Raw genomic sequence first — 18,560 nt, forward strand, 5'->3', positions numbered from 1 at the left:
ATAATGAACGGTGGCGAATTATCTAATACTTGACTGAATTGGTCAAGAATAGCCTTATTGTTGGCCCTCATTCATTCAAGCTACTCTTCCCGCGCTTGGTCGAGTATTTCTAGCCAGTCAAATCTGCGCTCGTGCTCGGCGTTATTGCTACCTTGACTGGTCAATCTAGCCTTGACCAAGACTTTTTCCGGGATAAATCCCACCGGCAAATCTACTTCACCATTTAAGGTTTCGAAATAACGAAAATGAAAGGCTAACTTATCTTGGGGCGGATCTAACTGGGCCAGCATATCCACCACTTTCATTTCACCATCAAGGCTACCTTGCAAGGTTACGCTAAGCTCCCCCTTAACGAAATTCTTGCGTTTCTGTTGCTGTAACAGCACCAGTGAATATCGGTAATGCTGCTCAATATTGGTAGACTGAAAGTTAAAACTATCGATCACAAAACCATTATCATTTAACTCTGGCGCCATGACTTTTTGATAAAAAGACAATTGATTGCGCACCTGTTGATTTTCGCTAAAGGCCTGTTGAAGATCTTGTTGGGCTTTTTGGTTGGCGCGTTTCTCTATTTCCAGCTCCACCCCCAATATATTTAACTGTTTGACCAACCGGTTATTCTGCTGATTGAACTCATCGATGGTCGTTTGCATACCATTAATTTGCTGTTGCTGATAATCAGCAACTTTATTTCCAACTCGATAACCCAAATAAGCCGCTAAGCCTAAAATAACCAGACTAATGGCATAAAACTTAAATGCCCCGAGCCGTTGTTTTATTTCAATTTTACTCACTATTTAACTCTCATTTCGGCATGGCATGGATTGTTCGTTAGTTCTAGCACCGAAGACTCGGTTAATTAGCTTTAATTACAATAACTTGTGTTAAACTTAACCGCAAACTCGTTTAATTATCCCGTATGCAGCTAAAACCTTACCATTATGAACTTGCCCACCCTCGCACCTCTTTGCAGTGTTGTCTGCTAGGGATCATAGGGGGCTGCAGTGCTGCATTTGTCATTATTTTATTTCGTCTAGCGTTTGAAACTATCCAGACGTTCTATCTGCAACAAGTCGATTATTTTACCACGCTTGATCCTTCATTTCGTTTTATTCTTCCGGTGAGTGGTGCAATTTTAATTGTGTTATTTGCGTATTTGACCCGTTTTAAACACTATCGAATGGGTATCCCCTACGTTATACATCGATTAAAACAGCGTTATGGCCACATCCCGTTACGTTCCACTATCAATCAGTTTTTTGGCGGGATGATTGCTTTGGCAAGCGGCTTTTCAGTTGGACGTGAAGGTCCGTCAGTGCATTTAGGTGCAGCAGGCAGCAGCTTTTTGGGCGAATGGCTCAGACTACCCTACAACAGTATTCGTATTCTGGCTGGATGTGGCGTCGCCGCCGGTATTTCAGCGTCTTTCAACACCCCTTTTGCAGCGGTTATTTTTGTGATGGAAGTGGTGTTGAGAGAGTATAAAATCCATATTTTTATCCCGGTCATGCTTTCAGCAGCATGTGGGTCAATCTTAACCAGACTGGTATTCGGCGAAGATCATGAAATGGCTTTTTTGCATTTTATCACCCTCGATTACTGGATGTATTTGTACCTTGTCATTCTGGGTATTTTTCTGGGAGCAATGGCCAGCCTGTTTAACAAACAACTGATGCGTGTCATTCAAGGTTTTCGGCCCTTAGGCATGGCTTCAAGGTTACTATTGGCCGGCTCAATTACCGGCGCGGTAGGTTATATATTACCTGAAGCCATGGGTTCAGGTTTAAGTGCCATTGATGTCGTGATCGCCTCGCCGGACAATGTCCAATTACTTCTGGCCATTTTGGCCGGTAAATTTTTCCTGACTATTGTCGCGATTGGTCTTGGGGTACCGGGCGGGATTATTGGTCCTATCTTTGGCATTGGTGTTTTAATTGGGGCAATTGCATTATTACCCATGGGAATGGTTTTAGATGACGTCAATTCCTATACCAGCAGTTTCGCTTTGCTGGGCATGGCCGGGATGATGACCGCAGTCTTGCATGCCCCGTTAGCAGCGCTTTCTGCGGTGATGGAACTGTCTTCAAATCCAGAAGTCATTTTACCCGCCATGCTGGTAATTGTGTCCGCTTATGTAACGTCTACCCAGATTTTTGGCAACAGCTCTATATTCATTCAGCAATTGCAATATCAAAAACTCAGTTACAAATCTTCATCGGTGCAAATAGCCTTGCAAACCACCGGTGTCTTATCTGTGATGGATACCGATTATAAACTGTTTAAAGGATCACCCGATAAAGCGATTCGAGATTTTCTGGAACACTCACCGACTCAATTAGTTGTTAAAGGCGAAGATTTCGAAATTGGCATGCAATATTCACTGGTAGAATGGGATACCAGTCTCAATCCTCATCAGGAAGCGACTCCATTAAAATTAACGACAATGGAAGGCGTACCTGCCCAAGCAACGCTAGCCGAAGTGTATGAAATATTACAAGCCAGCCGAAATGGAGCGGTATATGTTTATAACGATCTGGCAGATGAGATTATTGGTGTCATTAATTGGCACAATTTACGTAGTTATTTACATAAGGAACATTATTGATGTTATGGCTAAAAGCGTTACATTTGTTTTTTGTCATTGCGTGGTTTGCGGGTATTTTTTATTTACCAAGACTATTTGTCTACCACGCTGAAAGTGACAATACCGCGGTAAAAAAACAACTGGCAATCATGGCTTATCGGCTGTTTTGGTTCATCACCCCTTTTGCAATATTGACCCTGATTTTTGGTTTATCACTTATTTTTAGTTATGGCATGCCATGGTTTATCGCCAGTCATTGGCTGCACCTCAAATTAGCGTTGGTCATCCCCTTATATGCTTACCATTTTTATTTGTATAAATTAATGATGAACGTTAAACAGGATAAAAAACCTCATTCAGCTAAATTTTACCGAATCATTAATGAAGTACCTGTGTTATTTCTGTTTGCGATAGTTGCTTTAGCGGTAGTGAAATTTATTTAGCCTCTTTCATTATATGGCTCTTTTGCTCATGATCGCGCCGTCAAATTAACTTCGGATATTCAATGAATACTGCTGCTCAACAAAAAGGCTTATGGGGCATGAGCCGCCCTTTGCTGATTGAACAATGTTTACAATTCAGCGTACCCTTACTGGATACTTTTTTCTTAAGTCGGGTCAGCGATTCTTCCGCCGCCGCCGCGGGTGCCATTACTCCGATTTTATTTTTCTGTTCGAATATTCTGTGGGTAGCGGTTTTTTCCGGTGCCAGTGTGGCCTCACAGCGCTTAGGGGCGGGAAATCCCAAACGAGCCAACGCCACAATAGCAACTTATGCAATATGGGTAATGGTGCTGGGCGCCATCCTTACCGCAGCACTGAGTGCGATTGCACCTTATATTACCGCTTGGATGGGATTGCCGGGTCAGGTCAGACTTGATGCCAATACCTATCTGAGCATTGTGTGCTGGTTAATGATGGTGCTGGCTTTAAAAGGACTGTTCCAGTCGATATTAAATATTTACGGTAAACCACAATGGAATATGTACGCCAATACCGTATATTTTATTGCCAATGTACTGGGCAATGCCATTGTGGTATTCGGTCTGTTTGGCGTACCTCAGTTAGGGTTAGTCGGTGTTGCCTGGGCCAGTGTATTTGGCTCGCTTATGGGCGTGATTGTCAGCGGCGCGGCGGTTTATTTACGTCTTAAACTCCCTTTCAGTTGGCAACACATACGCGAAGAGTTTTCCTCAGCCAGCAAAAACATTCTGCGCCTTGGTATTCCCAGTATGATTGAGCCGTTATCGTTTGATATCAATATGATAGTGCTCAACAGTATGGCTGCCAGTTTAGGTGCAGTGGCACTGGCCGCTAAAATCTATACCTTCAATACCTTTATGCTGGGGCTGATTATTAGCGTAGCACTGGCAACCGCAACCGATGTATTACTCACCCAAAAAGTCGGCGCAGGTCGTTATGACGAAGCTAAAACTCAGGTAAAACAAGGATTAAAAGCGGGACTGTGGGGTACAGGTATTGTAGCTTTCATATTGTTTGCTCTGCACCACCCTATCATGGATATTTTTACCGACAATGAAGCACTGATTGGCAGTTCAATGTGGTTGTTTTTACTTGCAGCCCTGTCTGAGCCACCCCGTACCGCCAACATTATGTTAGGTCGTGCCTTGCGTACTACCGGTGATGGCTGGTTTATTTCGATTATTGGCCCGTTGTTTACCTGGTGTGTCGCCTTACCCGCCGCTTACGTGATGGCTTTCGTGTTTGAATGGGGCATATACGGTATTATGGCCTCGGCTATTTTAGATGAAGGATGTCGCGCGGTATTCTACTGGTTCCGCTGGAATAAAGATCGTTGGCATCACACTCACGTTCACGCGCGCGAACAACGGAAAACAAGCATACAAATATAATGATATGACGGGCGGTAAACCTTCAATCGCCCCCGTTCATCGTGTTAGAATCACCGCAGTTTTCAGCCACTTAAAATGTTGTGATCATGAGTCATTTCCGCGGTAAGCATATTTTGTCGGTGAATCAGTTTGATCCCGATAGTATTCAACAAATTTTTGATGTGGCCGACCAAATGGCGCCCTATGCCCATCGTCAAAAACGAACAAGGGTATTAGACGGGGCAATCTTGGGAAATTTGTTTTTTGAGCCGAGCACCCGTACCCGGGTCAGCTTTGGTACTGCTTTTAATTTACTCGGTGGTGAGGTACGCGAAACCGCTGGAATGGCCACTTCGGCATTGTCCAAAGGCGAATCACTGTACGACACGGCACGAGTACTTAGCAGCTATTCGGATGTCGTCGCGATGCGCCACCCACAAAGTGGCTCCGTGGCAGAGTTTGCCCAAGGTAGCCGTGTACCGGTGATTAACGGTGGCGATGGTGCCAATGAACACCCCACTCAAGCATTGCTCGATTTATATACTATCGAAAAAGAACTCAGAGCCCATGGTAAGGGTATTGATGGGATGCACATCGCCATGATTGGCGACCTCAAACATGGTCGTACCGTGCATTCATTATCCAAACTCTTAAGCCTGTATCGCAATATTCGCTTTACCCTGATCTCACCAAAAGAATTAGCCATGCCCATTAATATTTTGGATGTTATTCAAAATGCCGGACATCGCTTTAGTATTACCGAACAACTGGAAGGCAATATGGATGCGGATATTTGCTATCAAACCCGAATCCAGGAAGAACGCTTTACCTCACAGCAAGAAGCCAATTTATATCGCGGTAAATTCCGTCTAAATCAGGATATTTACACCAAGCACTTTCAATCCAAAACTGTCATCATGCACCCTTTACCGCGCGACTCGCGAGCCGACGCCAACGAGCTGGATAACGATTTAAATCTCAATCCAAATCTGGCCATTTTTCGGCAGGCCGACAATGGCGTTTTAGTCAGAATGGCCTTATTTGCCCTGACCTTGGGCGTCGAGCATATTATCAGTGACTACGATTGTGACGTGCAATGGTTCAGTACCAAATCTGCAGAATAGTGAGAAGTCGATGAATAAATCCCAACAACTGTTCCAACAAGCCCAACAGCATATTCCCGGTGGCGTCAACTCTCCGGTTAGAGCATTCAAAGCGGTTGGTGGTACACCACCTTTTATTGAACGTGCCGACGGGCCTTATATCTATGATGCCGATGGCAAACAATATATCGACTATGTGCAATCTTGGGGGCCAATGGTATTGGGGCATAATCATGCGGCAATCCGCCAAGCGGTAATGGACGCTGCTGAAAAAGGCTTAAGTTTTGGCGCACCAACTGCGGCCGAAATACACATGGCGGAACAGGTTTGTAAATTAGTGCCATCGATGGATATGGTGCGCATGGTGAATTCCGGAACTGAAGCCACCATGAGCGCGATTCGTCTGGCTCGCGGTTATACCGGCCGTGACAAAATTGTTAAGTTTGAAGGCTGTTACCACGGTCATGCCGATGCCTTGTTGGTAAAGGCTGGTTCAGGCGCCCTAACCTTAGGTGTACCAAGTTCACCCGGTATTCCGGCCGACTTTGCCCAGCACACCATTACGCTTGAATATAATAATATAGAGTCAGTACGTGAAGCCTTTGCCGAAATCGGTGATCAAATCGCTTGTATTATTGTTGAACCTGTAGCCGGTAATATGAACTGCATCCCGCCTGTAGACGGTTTTTTACCGGGCTTACGAGAGGTATGTAGTGAATACGGCAGCGTACTGATTTTTGATGAAGTGATGACCGGTTTTCGTGTGGCCTTAGGCGGTGCACAAGCCCATTACCATATCGTGCCGGATTTAACCTGTTTAGGCAAAGTCATCGGGGGTGGTATGCCCGTAGGTGCATTTGGCGGCAAACGAGAGATAATGCAGCATATTGCTCCTCTCGGCCCGGTTTATCAGGCAGGTACCTTATCTGGTAATCCGGTTGCAATGGCTGCCGGTTTAGCTGCGTTAGAAGCCATCCAGCAACCTGGGTTATACCAACAGCTTAATCAAACCACCGACACGCTAGTCAATGGTATGCAAACACTGGCGGATAAACACGGCATCCAGATGACCACCAATCATGTGGGCAGTATGTTTGGCCTGTTCTTCACCGACACTGAAAAAGTGGTTAATTATCAGCAGGCAATTAGCTGTAACGCAGACGTATTTAACCGTTTTTATCATGGTATGCTAGACAACGGAGTGTATTTGGCACCGGCATCCTACGAAGCGGGCTTTGTGTCAGCTTGTCACACTGACGATATTATTCAGCAAACCTTAGCGGTTGCTGACAAAGTAATGAGTGGATTGTAATCCCTATTTCACTTGGCAGAAGCCTTGCTTTCTGCCATCTTAGTGATTGATAAATAACTTTGTTTGTAGATGTATCCCAGTGATTGAAACAATAGCGTCACCCACATTAACCGCTTTTTTGTTGTTTGTTGTCATCGTATTCGGCGTGATTATGCTGTGGATGACGGCACGCTTGCGTAATGTCGCCAAATTATATCGGGTATTGCGTCAACAAACGCATATGAGTTTATCCAGTGACACCACCTCAGAAAGTGCGCAGCAAGAACTGGTTTTGCAATTGCACAATCAATTAGCTGAAGCCAAACAGATTAGTGAAACCTTCCGAAAATTCGTCCCCAATCAATTTTTTGACCATTTGGCCAAAGATGGTCTGGACTCCATCGAATTAGGTAAGGCCGACGAGGATGAAGTTGCGATTTTATTCTGTGATATTCGTGGTTTTACCAGCTTGTCAGAGAAAATGTCACCACAAGAATTAATGAATTTTCTTAATTCTTACTTTTTGCGGATGAATGCCCCTATTCACCAAAATAGTGGTTTTATCGACAAATTTATCGGCGATGCAATTATGGCTATCTTCGATCACCCTGATGGCAGTAACGCTGATAAAGCGCGAGATGCCCTCAAAGCCGCATCGGATATGCGCATCGCTTTGGATTTATATAATGAACATCGGGCCAACTGTGATTATCCCCCGGTGAATAATGGGATTGGCATCCATTTTGGCCCGGTCATTATGGGCACGGTAGGCTCCGAAGAGCGCATGGACAGTACCGTGATAGGCGATAGCGTCAACACCGCATTTCGGCTCGAGTCACTGGCTCCCAAGTTTAATGCCGATATTATCGTCACTGCGCAAACATTGGATATATCCGGAATGCGTGACACCTATCCGCATCGCGTGCTCGATTGGGTCAGGGTCAAAGGTAAACAACAGCCCATTGAGGTATACGAAATACTCGAACATCTTCCAGAAGAAGAACGTAAGCGAAAACTTTCCACTGCAAAGCTAGTGGAACAAGGGCTAGCCCTGCGCATTCAACAAGATTGGGATCAGGCGATTAAATGTTTTCAACAGGCGTTGCAAATTCAACCTGACGATAAGCTGGTCAATTATCATCTTGAACATTGTTATCGTATGCGTAGCAACCAGATGCCCGCAGATTGGGACGGTGCACTAAATATATAGGGGATAATCTTGTCGGCTAAACCGTTTCTATTGGTTTTACTACTGTTGCATTGTTGTCAAGCTGTAGCCTCATCGGTGCAGCAGGATGAGAAACAAGTCGAACTCAACAGCACTGATGAAGCCTCTCCAGCGGCTTTATCTTCTTCACTTATCGATAAACGGATGCAGTCGGAACAAAGCCTGCTCGCCGATCCTTTTGGTATTACCCAGCACAAACGTAATTATGTGCTGGCTTTCAGTTATATTGATAATCCCAACCAGATTGGTAGCAGTGAATCCAATCAGGATAGTATTGATAATGTAGAAGCTAAGTATCAGATTAGCGTTAAGATGCCCCTATATCGCTCGGATACCAGTGCTGACGCACTATTTTTTGGCTTTACTGCCTTATCTTTCTGGCAGGTTTACAGTAGCGAAGTATCCAAGCCATTTAGGGAAACCAATTACGAGCCTGAAATTTTTTATAACTGGAACACCGAATACAAATTGTTAGGCTACCGGTTTAACGCCTTCCAATTAGGCTTTAATCACCAATCCAATGGCCAGAGTGAATTACGTTCACGTAGCTGGAATCGGTTGTTTGCTTCAATGCTGATGACCGACGCTAATAATCTGTATGCCTTAAAAGTGTGGTACCGCATTCCCGAAGATAACAAACTCGATCCACTGCAACCCACCGGTGATGATAATCCTGATATAACCGATTATTTGGGTCATTTTGAATTTGTCTATGGCACCGAGATCGGCAATTTTCAGGTATTGGCTAAATGGCGTAACAATCTCAAATTTAACCATAACAAAGGCAGTATTGAGCTGAATCTCACCTATGCAATTTCAGAACGTTATGAACTGATGCTGCAATACTTTAATGGCTATGGTGATTCACTGATCGATTACAATAACTACCAGCAACGCATTGGTATTGGCCTACAACTGGCCTTTTTCTAGTAACCTGATCAAATTCGATTATTTATGTTTATTTAGCGCATTAAATTTTGCCATTTGCTCTTCTGTAGCCGGTAGTTGATATTTTTCCTGCCACTCGCTGTAGGGCATACCGTAAATTTGCTCACGGGCAGTGTCCATATCTATCTCGACTCCCAGTTTTTCCGCTTCTGCGACTGTCCATTTGGAAAAACAGTTACGACAAAACCCGGCTAATATCATTAGGTCAATATTTTGCACATCTTTACGATTGTCCAAATGTGCCAGCAAACGACGAAACACCGCCGCTTCAATTTCAGTTTGTTTATCCATTTAAATATCCTCAACTATTTATCACCAAACAACCGTTGCCAAAAGCTTTTGCTTTTGGGTTTACTCTGCACCGGCTTACCACACACTTGTTCAGGTGATGACAGTCCATCCAGAATAGCCGGTAAATTAATACTATCGGCACAGGCATTCGCCAGTAAATGACCACTTTGTTGATCAAAGTGGACAATATTCACCCCTTCCGGCATCGGCCTTATCAGCGATTTGGGATGCTGACTGTGCTGATAACGGACATACAAATCCAATGCGCCACTGGCTCCGGTTAAATGCGTGGTCTGGTTGTCATCTTTTCCCACCCACACAGTGGTCACCATATTGCGATCAAAACCGCTAAACCAGCTGTCCCGATAATCATCGGTCGTGCCGGTTTTACCTGCCATATTCACCCGTGGAAATTCCTGTTTTAATCTTTTCGCAGTACCTTCACGAGCTACCTTGTGTAGCGCATAATTAACCAGATAGGTGGCTTTGTTATCCAGCCGTTGTTCAGTTGTGTGCTGATTGCGCCAAATGAGGTGATTATCGGTAGACAACACTGCCACCAAGGCATGCAAGGGAATGTATCGACCTTCATTTGCAATAGTCTGATACATTTGATTAACCTGCAGTGGACTAAAATTGACCGCCCCTAAAGTCATTGCCGGATATTCAGATATTGGCTCTTCAATACCTAAACGGTGTAGCGTGTCGGCTACCTGATCGAGCCCTACTTGCATGCCCAGATTCACCGTTGGAACATTTAGGGAATGGGATAGTGCTGTAATCAGATTCACTTCACCACGAAACTTTTTATCTGCGTTGAGTGGCTGCCACAATTGCCCATGGGTGCTTTTCATTGTTAGCGGTTCATCGGGTAATACCGTCGCTAGCGTATAGTGGTCATATTGCTCCAATGCAGTCAGGTAAACGGCAGGCTTGATCACCGAGCCCACCGAGCGTTTGGCATCCAGCGCTCGATTAAAGCCGCTAAAATCAGGCTCCCGACTACCGACAATCGCTCTTAACTCGCCACTTTTAATATCCGTGACCAACATGGCACCTTGCAGTTGCTTAATGCTTTTACGCTGTTCTAACACTGGAACCCCCTGACGCATTGCACTTTCGGCTCGACGCTGGGCGAGAGGATCCATCGCGGTAAACACGCGAAGGCCAGATTGAAATAACTCTGGATTAGGTAAGACGTCATGTAATTCCCGTCTGACTTCATCCATAAAAGCCGGATGTTTACTTTGCGACAAACGCGTATCACTAGCTAATTTCATCGGTTTGGCTATTTGCTGTTGATACTGGGCTTTGCTTAATAGATCCGCTTCAAGCATCATGCGCAATATCATATCCCGTCGCTCAACAACCCGATCAGGATGACGACGTGGATTATAAAATGACGGCCCCTTAACCATTCCAACCAGTGTGGCGATTTCCGCTACATCCAGCTCCGATAACGGACGATCAAAATAAAAGCGACTAGCCAAACCAAAACCATGCACACCGGTAGCGCCATTTTGACCGAGAAAGACTTCATTTAAATAGGCCTGCAGAATCACATTTTTGCTATAGCGTAATTCAATTAATAACGACATCCAGGCTTCATTAATTTTACGCAAAATCGATTTTTCACGGCTTAAAAAGAAGTTTTTCACCAATTGCTGAGTGAGCGTACTGCCGCCTTGTACATTGCGTCCTGCTTTAATATTAGTGACCAGAGCGCGCAAAATAGATAAAGGCACCACGCCGTGATGGGAATAAAAATCCCGATCTTCCACTAATAGCAGCGCTTGAACTAATGCTTTTGGCACATCGTCTAAATTTACCAGCATACGATCTTCATGAGCGGCGCTGATTAATCGCGTCACGAGCCAAGGCTCAAGTCGGATATGGGACAACTCCGCTCCCGATTGCAAATCAGTAATACGTTTGATTTTCCCTCCGCCAAATACGATTTGAATAAAACGCACCGGCTGCGATCCATCGGCAAAATCAAACGCCCGACGTACAAAACTGATACTTTGGCCCTGCTGTAAATAGTCACCACTTTGCTGCAGTTGCTTAACCGGCCGATACGCCAGTAACCTCAATTCATCCACCAATTCGGCCTGACTTAATTCCAACTCTGTATTTAGAGACAAAGGTCGCGCGTAAATTTGCGCTGGCACTTCCCATTTGTTGCCATTAAAGCGCGACTGGATCAGGGCATCCAGATACAGGCTATAGCCCGCTATCAAAGTCAACATTACCAGCATCAACTGCCACCAGTGACGCATTAACCAATACCTGCCACGGGCGATATATGAAATTCGAACGGTCTTGGAATTAGCTTTGCTTTTATTGCCGGAGGATTTATTGCCTGGACTTTTCTTGCTGGGGCTTTTTTTGGTCACTAGTCACACTTTTAGGTAAAGACAAAAGAAATAGCAGGTTGTGTCGCTAAAATAGCGAAGCTGATTGTAACGTTTCTACTGAATGATTGCAGTCACATAAATTTTTTCGTTTTTGTGGTGGCCAGCGCATTGGCAGGATCATCTGGCCAATAATGCTTGGGATAACGGCCTTTCATTTCTTTTTGCACCTCTTTATAACTTCCTTGCCAAAAACCGGCCAAATCACGAGTTTTCTGGATGGGCCGATGAGCGGGAGACAATAGCTCAACCAGCACTGCCAACTTGCCGTTAGCCAATGTTGGCGTTTCCCGCATCCCATACAGTTCTTGCATCCGTACCGCCAAAATCACTTCACCTTCGGGCCGGTAATCAAGCTTAATATCCGTGCCGCTGGGGACGGTATAGCGGATTGGAAAAGTGCTGTTCAAGATTTGCTGTAATGGCCAGTCTAATCGATTTAACAGCATCTCAGCGAAATTGAGCTGACTAAATTGTTTCCAGTTCATGACTTTAGTTAAATAAGGTAATAACCATTGTGCTAGGTCATCAAGCAAACCTTGCTCACTCATATCCGGCCAATTTTCAGCGGGGGTGAGCTGCTGCGCCAACCGTATTCGATAAATTAACTGCCACGTCGCATCATTAAAAGGCAGGTTGTTAATTCCTTTTTGCGCGATAACTTGTTGCCAGAGCTGATCGAGATAATGTTGTTCCAGTTGATTCACAGGATGACTAGATAAAACAATTTTCCCTAGTACTTGACGTTGCTGAGCAACAACCGCTTGCTTTGAATCCTCCCATTCACAGTAAAAATCCGATTGAATAAGATGGCTAAAATGGTGTTGAAGCTGGGTTAGACTGATCGGCTCCGCTAAAGTGATTTGTGCATCCCCCTGCTGTTTGTCGGTACTCAGCATTGAACCTATCACCAGCCAGGGCTGTGCCGCCATCGGATCATCTTGATGCAATCGGGCACCACTGCCATTTGCCAGTAAAAAACCGCCATTGGCACGTCGCTTGGCTATCCATTGGGGATACGCATAGGCAAGTAGCAAGGCACTATCGTCTACCGGCCAATCTTGCATGGTAACGTTTAAGCGCTGGTGCCAATGGCGAATGGACTGCCAAACAGCATGCTGCTTATTTTGTTGACAATATTGCAGACGGAGTTGCAGTTGCGCCGTATCACTATGCTTGAGGGGATCTTTATGTTCGAGCAAAGCGGCGATCGCTGCGGCTAAACTCTGGTGCGCGGGGCTAATACCTTGGCTGTTAACTAGCATATTGGCCATCGATGGATGCCCACCCATCTGCTGTAACGCTCGGCCATGAGCGGTTAATTTTCCTTGTCCATCAACTGCTTTCAAGTCAGTCAACAACTGATTGGCTTGTTGAATTTGCGCATCCGATGGCATATCAATCAAAGCGAGTTCACGTATGTCAGTCCCCCACACCCTGGCTTCCAACAGAAAAGAACCAAGTTCACTATTAAGTATTTCAGCTTCTGCTTGAGTCGCCATCCGATCCTGTTGTTCACGACTCCATAGACGATAACAGACACCGGGTGCTAATCGACCAGCTCGCCCTGCGCGCTGGGTGGCTGACGATTGTGATATGCGTTGCGAAACCAGTTGAGTGATCCCTTTAGACAAGTGAAACTGCGCGGTCTTCTCGATACCACTGTCGATAACCACTTCTATTCCGTCGATAGTTAAACTGGTCTCGGCAATATTAGTCGCCAGCACAATCTTACGCTGCCCTGGCTGGCAGACAGCAATGGCCTGTAATTGCGCTTGTTTGGATAACTCACCATATAAACAGTGCACCTGCACATTGACAGACACCATCGACGTTAAAGCACGTTCGGCATCTCGAATATCCCGCGCTCCAGGTAAAAACACCAATATGCTGCCAGTATGGTTTTGCAGCGCCAATTGCACTAGCCGGATGATTTTCGCTGATAATGGCTGATTGGAAGTATCAGGATGATAATAAATTTCGACAGGATAACTACGTCCCTCACATTGTAATAATGCTGCGTCGGGAATGAGCCTTTGTAGCGCCTGAATATCTAACGTGGCAGACATTACCAGCAAACGCAAATCATCCCGCAATGCCTGTTTTACTTCTAAACATAATGCCAACGAGAAATCCGCATAAATACTGCGCTCATGAAATTCATCAAACAGGATTAATCCAACCTCAGGTAATTCCGGCTGATTTTGCAACATGCGCAATAAAATACCTTCAGTGACAATTTCTAATCGCGTATCCGCACTGACCTTATTCTCACCGCGCATACGATAGCCTACTGTTTTACCTACGGGCTCATTAAGCTGTTCGGCCAAGTAAGTCGCAATACTGCGCACTGCAATGCGTCTAGGCTGCAACATAATCATTTTTTTGTGCTGAAACTGACCCAAGCGCAATAAATGCAACGGTAGACACGTGGATTTGCCAGCGCCGGGAGGCGCCACCAAAATCACATCTTGGTTCATCAAGGATTGCTGTAATGGAGAAAGAATGGATTCAATGGGTAACAAGGGATATTTAATAGCGTATGCAATGATAGATGGCCGTTATGATAACATTGTCATTATCAATCAGCCTAAGGAGTTTATAATGCGCTGCTTTCTGGGGCTAGAGCCTGATAGTCAAACTAAATTGGCCATTGAAGATTGGCGAGAGAGAAACTTCGCCTCGCTGCAAGGTCCAGTGCCCATGACAAATTTTCATCTGACCCTGCTCTTTTTAGGCCAACTTGAGCAACACCAAATAAACCAGCTCTATCAAAATATTCAACAGCTGCAAGACCTGCCTGGTTTTACCGTGACACTCAATCAAATAGGTTACTGGCCGAAACCTAAAGCCTTATGGTTAGGTGCTGAACAGACGCCAGCCCAATTAGATTTACTCGTTGATACCCTGACCCGAATTGTGCACCAATGCCATATTGATCTGCAAAAACGACCTTATATCCCACACCTGACATTATTTAGGAAGTGTTCGCAAAACCCTCCGGCGGCCCTAATTGAACCCGCGTTCACTTGTCATTTTGACCAGTTCCATTTATTTGAATCAGTTTCATCTCGTCATGGAGTCAGTTATCAACGTCGCGCTAGCTGGTCTCTAGACTGACCCGGTTAAACCTTAAACTGCTCAACAATCCCCTGTAATTCCACTGCCATGCGGGTTAATTCGTCAGTCGCGGTGGCGGTTTCTTCTGCGCCTTCAGCGGTTTGATTTGACATCTCATTAAGCCTGACAATATTGCTATTAATCTCTTCGGCCACTGCCCCCTGTTCAGTGGCCGCACTAGCAATATGGCTAGCATTATGGCTAATTTTTTCCACCGCCTGAGCAATTGTATCGAGCGCCTGGCTGGTGTCGACCGAAAAATCGACAGCCGCTTTTGCTTCATCCTGACTTTGTTGCATGACACTTACGGCCTGCTGCGAACCCGACTGCAGTTTTTCGATCATGCTATTAATTTCATCAGTGGATTTTTGAGTACGGCTAGCTAATGTCCTTACTTCATCGGCCACCACGGCAAAGCCACGCCCCTGATCACCGGCTCTTGCTGCTTCAATAGCGGCATTCAATGCGAGTAGATTGGTCTGATCGGCGATGCCCTTAATGACCTCCAACACGGTATTAATCGTTTCAGACTGCTTACCAACTTCGTTTATTGTTAGGGCTGATGTTTCCACTTGTTTAGCTAAACGATTAATTTGTGCTATTCCCTGTTTAACAATATCAGAACCTTTCTTGGTTGCGTCGGTGGCCTCATAGGCGGCTTGCGCAGTCAGATTAACACTCTCGGCAACTTGCTGGGCTGTGGTAGACATTTCGTTAATTGCAGCAGCAATCATCGACGTTTCCTGATGCTGAGAATCAATTATCTGACTCGTTTGGCGAGTCACTACTGACATCTGTTCCGACGCAGCCGAAAGTTGTGAGGTGGTACCGGAAATTTGCCCCAACATCCCCAGTAATTTTAAGCGCATCCCATTCATGGCCGCTTTTAGTTCACCAATTTCATCGGCACTATCGACTATGATTTCCTGACTGAGATCTCCGGATGCAGTAACAATAGTCTGCCGAATAGCACGCAGGATCATATTGGTCACATACAGCCCTAAAGAGACCCCAAAAATAACACTAACGATAATAACAACCAGCATGACCCATGCAGATGTTGACTCATGCTGATGCGCAATATCCACACTGTCCAAGGTCAATGCCTCAACTTTAATTAACAGGGCATCCAAGGTTTGATCTATCTCATCTGCTTCTTGTTCAACGAGCAAAGCATGTTGTTCAGCCTGTTTTTGCTGATTTTGGCTATAAAAATTAAACACCTGTTGAGCATGTTTAGTAAATGCCTGATGATTGGTGGCCACTTTGGTCAGCCCATCTAAGATTGGCCTTAGTGCTTTTTCTGCCGACGTACCATCGGACAACAAGGCCTGTTGAGCCAATTTCTCAGCCTGTTTCAAAATATCGGTGATTTTTGTCGACGAAGAATGGAAACCCTCTTGAGTGCGATTAAATCGGGGTTCGGCATCACTGGTGTGTTGCATAATCGCACCGTAATGACTGGCTCTTTCAAACAAAACAACCTGTTCCAGCTGTTCAACTGTGGTAAGCGTTAACTGCTCGGTCAATTTAATATTATGTTCCGCGATTTTTTCCAGTTCTTTCCCTATCATTGCCATCGAATAAATGGCATAGGCACAACTCATGACCAGTAGCAGGTTTAAGATGCCGACGATACTCATTAATTTTGTTCGCAACGACAAATTGTTGATAAATTGATTCATATGCTCTCGTGGTCTCGTTATTTAATGACGTTATTATGCTTAACGGCCCAGCTGACCTGCAGTTGAGTTATTGGTTATTGGTTATTGAATTTCAGCAATTAATCATCCCATAGTGGCACATAAATAAACAATTTTTCTATCATATAAGACTCAAATCTATCCGGATTATTGCCACATTCGTCACCGTAAACCTGCAAGTGGTGGAATTTTCATTGCAAATTGACTAAAGCGCGTTGAACTTGGTGGTGTTAGAACTCACACACAAATTGATATTAACTAACCTTTGAGAAAAATATGAACATCAAACCGTTAATGCTTTTTTGCAGCTTGCTAATGCCTTTGGCGACGTTAGCAGACGACCTGATTCAACAGGCAATAGATAACCCTGATCGGCCGGCTGAAGACCGTCTTCGAGACAATCTTCGACGCCCTGAAAAAGTGCTAACTTTTTTTGATTTACAAGCTGGTCAGCAAGTATTAGACGTATTTTCGGGGAGTGGGTACTACACCGAACTGGCTGCCAGAATTGTTGGCCCTGCGGGTCACGTCGATGCACATAACAATGGCCCTTATATTCAATTTGTTGGTGAGGATAAAATCAACGCACGCTATGCGGACAATCGGTTAGCCAATGTGACTCAATTAATGCAGGATGCCAATCAGCTGGATTTGCCCGACAACCATTATGACCGTATTTTGTTTATTCTCAGTTTTCATGATTTATACCACATCGATGAAAAAAGCGGCTGGGGTAAAATTGATGATCAAGTATTTATGACTCGGTTACTCAAGGCGCTCAAACATAATGGTATATTGGGCTTGGTAGACCATATTGCCCCTGCTGGAAGCGGAACAGAGGCGGGAGAAACATTACATCGTATTGATCCGGCCATTATTCGACACAAAATGAAAGAGTGGGGATTTAAACTTATTGGTGAAGCCGATTTTTTGCATAACCCCAGCGATCCGTTGAACGTACCAATGTGGGATAAAACTGTGCGAGGTAAAACCAGCCGAGTTGTAATGATATTTACCCCCCAGAAAAGTGATTGATATAACTATTTCAATCACTTTAGTTCTAAAGCATATTTACTCGGCCGCTACGAATGAGTAGGCTTTGCTAAACATCCTCGGATTTATTACTTAGTTTTGCTCCCGAGCAAATGGAAACTCATGCAACAAACTTTCAAACTCGTTATAGATTGTCCTGATCAGCTAGGCTTGGTCGCTGCTGTAAGCCGATTTTTAGCTGATCACAGCGCCACCATCGTCGAAGCTAATCACCATACCGATCAACAAGCCGGTCGTTTTTTTATGCGACATGAAATCAAGGCTGATTCATTTAATTTAGCCAAGGCTAATTTTGCAGAAGCCTTTGCACCTATCGCTGATCAATATCAAATGAACTGGCAGATGAGTGATTCGTCAGAAAAACAAAAAGTCGCCCTATTGGCGAGTCATGAGTCTCATTGTCTGGTGGATATTCTGCACCGCTGGCATAGTGGTGAACTAAATTGCGATATTCCCTGTATTATTGCCAATCACGCCAAGATGAAACAATTTGCCGACTGGTATGCGATTCCATTCCATTTCGTCGACTTTACCAATCAGTCTAAACAACAGGCCTTTGCCGAAATTGAACGTTTGTTAGCAAACTATCAAATTGATTTGACTGTGCTCGCTCGTTTTATGCAAATTTTACCGGATAACCTGTGCCGTAAAATGGCGGGTAAAGCAATCAACATTCATCACAGCTTTTTACCTTCATTTGCCGGAGCCAAGCCATACCAACAAGCCTATGATAGAGGGGTTAAGTTGATTGGAGCGACTTGCCATTATGTGACTAAAGATTTGGATGAAGGACCCATTATCGAACAGCAAGTGATACGTATCAGTCATAATGACAGCGCCGCAGATATGGTTCGCAAAGGCAAGGACTGTGAAAAAACCGCACTATCTAACGGGTTACGTTATCATCTCGAAGACAGAGTGATTATTCATCAGCACAAAACGGTGGTATTTGCCTAATATCCTCTGCAAG

General features: G+C 44.8%; 15 protein-coding genes. 10 read left to right on the forward strand and 5 right to left on the reverse strand.

Annotation, left to right across the window (positions count from 1 at the left end; genetic code table 11):
• Window positions 1-80 precede the first annotated feature (80 nt).
• Entirely contained in the window at window positions 81-797 is a 717-nt protein-coding gene (locus ACTD55_RS15380; protein ID WP_438865224.1) for a DUF6776 family protein, read from the reverse strand.
• A 125-nt stretch (window positions 798-922) separates the two neighbouring features.
• Here ACTD55_RS15380 and ACTD55_RS15385 point away from each other — a divergent pair, with 125 nt between their 5' ends.
• The 7 genes from ACTD55_RS15385 (at window position 923) to ACTD55_RS15415 (ending at window position 8,991) form a co-directional block, all read left to right on the forward strand.
• The gene (locus ACTD55_RS15385; protein WP_438865225.1) at window positions 923-2,608 is read left to right on the forward strand and encodes a chloride channel protein; all 1,686 of its coding nucleotides are present in this window, start codon (window positions 923-925) and stop codon (window positions 2,606-2,608) included.
• Window positions 2,608-3,030 carry a CopD family protein gene (locus tag ACTD55_RS15390; RefSeq protein WP_438865226.1) on the forward strand — a complete coding sequence of 141 codons (423 nt, stop codon included), beginning with the start codon at window positions 2,608-2,610 and terminating at the stop codon, window positions 3,028-3,030. The genes ACTD55_RS15385 and ACTD55_RS15390 overlap by 1 nt, the downstream gene beginning before the upstream one ends.
• A 62-nt stretch (window positions 3,031-3,092) precedes the next feature.
• Window positions 3,093-4,460, forward strand: a complete 1,368-nt coding sequence (locus ACTD55_RS15395; RefSeq protein WP_438865227.1) for an MATE family efflux transporter — start codon at window positions 3,093-3,095, stop codon at window positions 4,458-4,460.
• Window positions 4,461-4,546: 86 nt separating this feature from the next.
• On the forward strand, window positions 4,547-5,563 hold the full coding sequence (locus ACTD55_RS15400; RefSeq protein ID WP_438865228.1) for an aspartate carbamoyltransferase: 1,017 nt from the start codon (window positions 4,547-4,549) through the stop codon (window positions 5,561-5,563).
• Between the two features lie 10 nt (window positions 5,564-5,573).
• The gene (hemL, locus tag ACTD55_RS15405) at window positions 5,574-6,854 is read left to right on the forward strand and encodes a glutamate-1-semialdehyde 2,1-aminomutase (protein WP_438865229.1); all 1,281 of its coding nucleotides are present in this window, start codon (window positions 5,574-5,576) and stop codon (window positions 6,852-6,854) included.
• Between the two features lie 79 nt (window positions 6,855-6,933).
• The gene (locus ACTD55_RS15410) at window positions 6,934-8,043 is read left to right on the forward strand and encodes an adenylate/guanylate cyclase domain-containing protein (protein ID WP_438865230.1); all 1,110 of its coding nucleotides are present in this window, start codon (window positions 6,934-6,936) and stop codon (window positions 8,041-8,043) included.
• Between the two features lie 9 nt (window positions 8,044-8,052).
• On the forward strand, window positions 8,053-8,991 hold the full coding sequence (locus ACTD55_RS15415) for a phospholipase A (RefSeq protein ID WP_438865231.1): 939 nt from the start codon (window positions 8,053-8,055) through the stop codon (window positions 8,989-8,991).
• An 18-nt stretch (window positions 8,992-9,009) separates the two neighbouring features.
• On the opposite strand, the gene ACTD55_RS15420 is transcribed toward ACTD55_RS15415, so the two are convergent.
• The 3 genes from ACTD55_RS15420 to hrpB all read right to left on the reverse strand — a co-directional run bounded on the left by ACTD55_RS15420 (window position 9,010) and on the right by hrpB (window position 14,239).
• The gene (locus ACTD55_RS15420) at window positions 9,010-9,300 is read right to left on the reverse strand and encodes a DUF1244 domain-containing protein (RefSeq protein WP_438865232.1); all 291 of its coding nucleotides are present in this window, start codon (window positions 9,298-9,300) and stop codon (window positions 9,010-9,012) included.
• A 14-nt stretch (window positions 9,301-9,314) separates the two neighbouring features.
• Window positions 9,315-11,579: a penicillin-binding protein 1B gene (gene mrcB, locus ACTD55_RS15425; RefSeq protein ID WP_438865257.1), complete on the reverse strand. Its 2,265-nt coding sequence runs from the start codon at window positions 11,577-11,579 to the stop codon at window positions 9,315-9,317.
• A gap of 209 nt (window positions 11,580-11,788) precedes the next feature.
• The gene (gene hrpB, locus ACTD55_RS15430; RefSeq protein ID WP_438865233.1) at window positions 11,789-14,239 is read right to left on the reverse strand and encodes an ATP-dependent helicase HrpB; all 2,451 of its coding nucleotides are present in this window, start codon (window positions 14,237-14,239) and stop codon (window positions 11,789-11,791) included.
• A gap of 79 nt (window positions 14,240-14,318) precedes the next feature.
• On the opposite strand from hrpB, the gene thpR reads away from it, so the two are divergent.
• On the forward strand, window positions 14,319-14,834 hold the full coding sequence (gene thpR / locus ACTD55_RS15435; protein WP_438865234.1) for an RNA 2',3'-cyclic phosphodiesterase: 516 nt from the start codon (window positions 14,319-14,321) through the stop codon (window positions 14,832-14,834).
• Between the two features lie 5 nt (window positions 14,835-14,839).
• On the opposite strand, the gene ACTD55_RS15440 is transcribed toward thpR, so the two are convergent.
• Window positions 14,840-16,519, reverse strand: coding sequence for a methyl-accepting chemotaxis protein (locus ACTD55_RS15440; RefSeq protein WP_438865235.1), 1,680 nt, complete (start codon window positions 16,517-16,519; stop codon window positions 14,840-14,842).
• A 294-nt stretch (window positions 16,520-16,813) separates the two neighbouring features.
• Between ACTD55_RS15440 and ACTD55_RS15445 the strand changes: the two genes are divergently transcribed.
• Complete coding sequence (locus ACTD55_RS15445; protein ID WP_438865236.1) at window positions 16,814-17,572, forward strand: class I SAM-dependent methyltransferase; 759 nt, start codon at window positions 16,814-16,816, stop codon at window positions 17,570-17,572.
• 120 nt (window positions 17,573-17,692) lie between these two features.
• Window positions 17,693-18,547 carry a formyltetrahydrofolate deformylase gene (gene purU / locus ACTD55_RS15450; RefSeq protein WP_438865237.1) on the forward strand — a complete coding sequence of 285 codons (855 nt, stop codon included), beginning with the start codon at window positions 17,693-17,695 and terminating at the stop codon, window positions 18,545-18,547.
• Window positions 18,548-18,560 lie beyond the last annotated feature (13 nt).

Source organism: Neptunicella sp. (genome assembly GCF_048268085.1).
Taxonomy (GTDB): Bacteria; Pseudomonadota; Gammaproteobacteria; order Enterobacterales; family Alteromonadaceae; genus Neptunicella.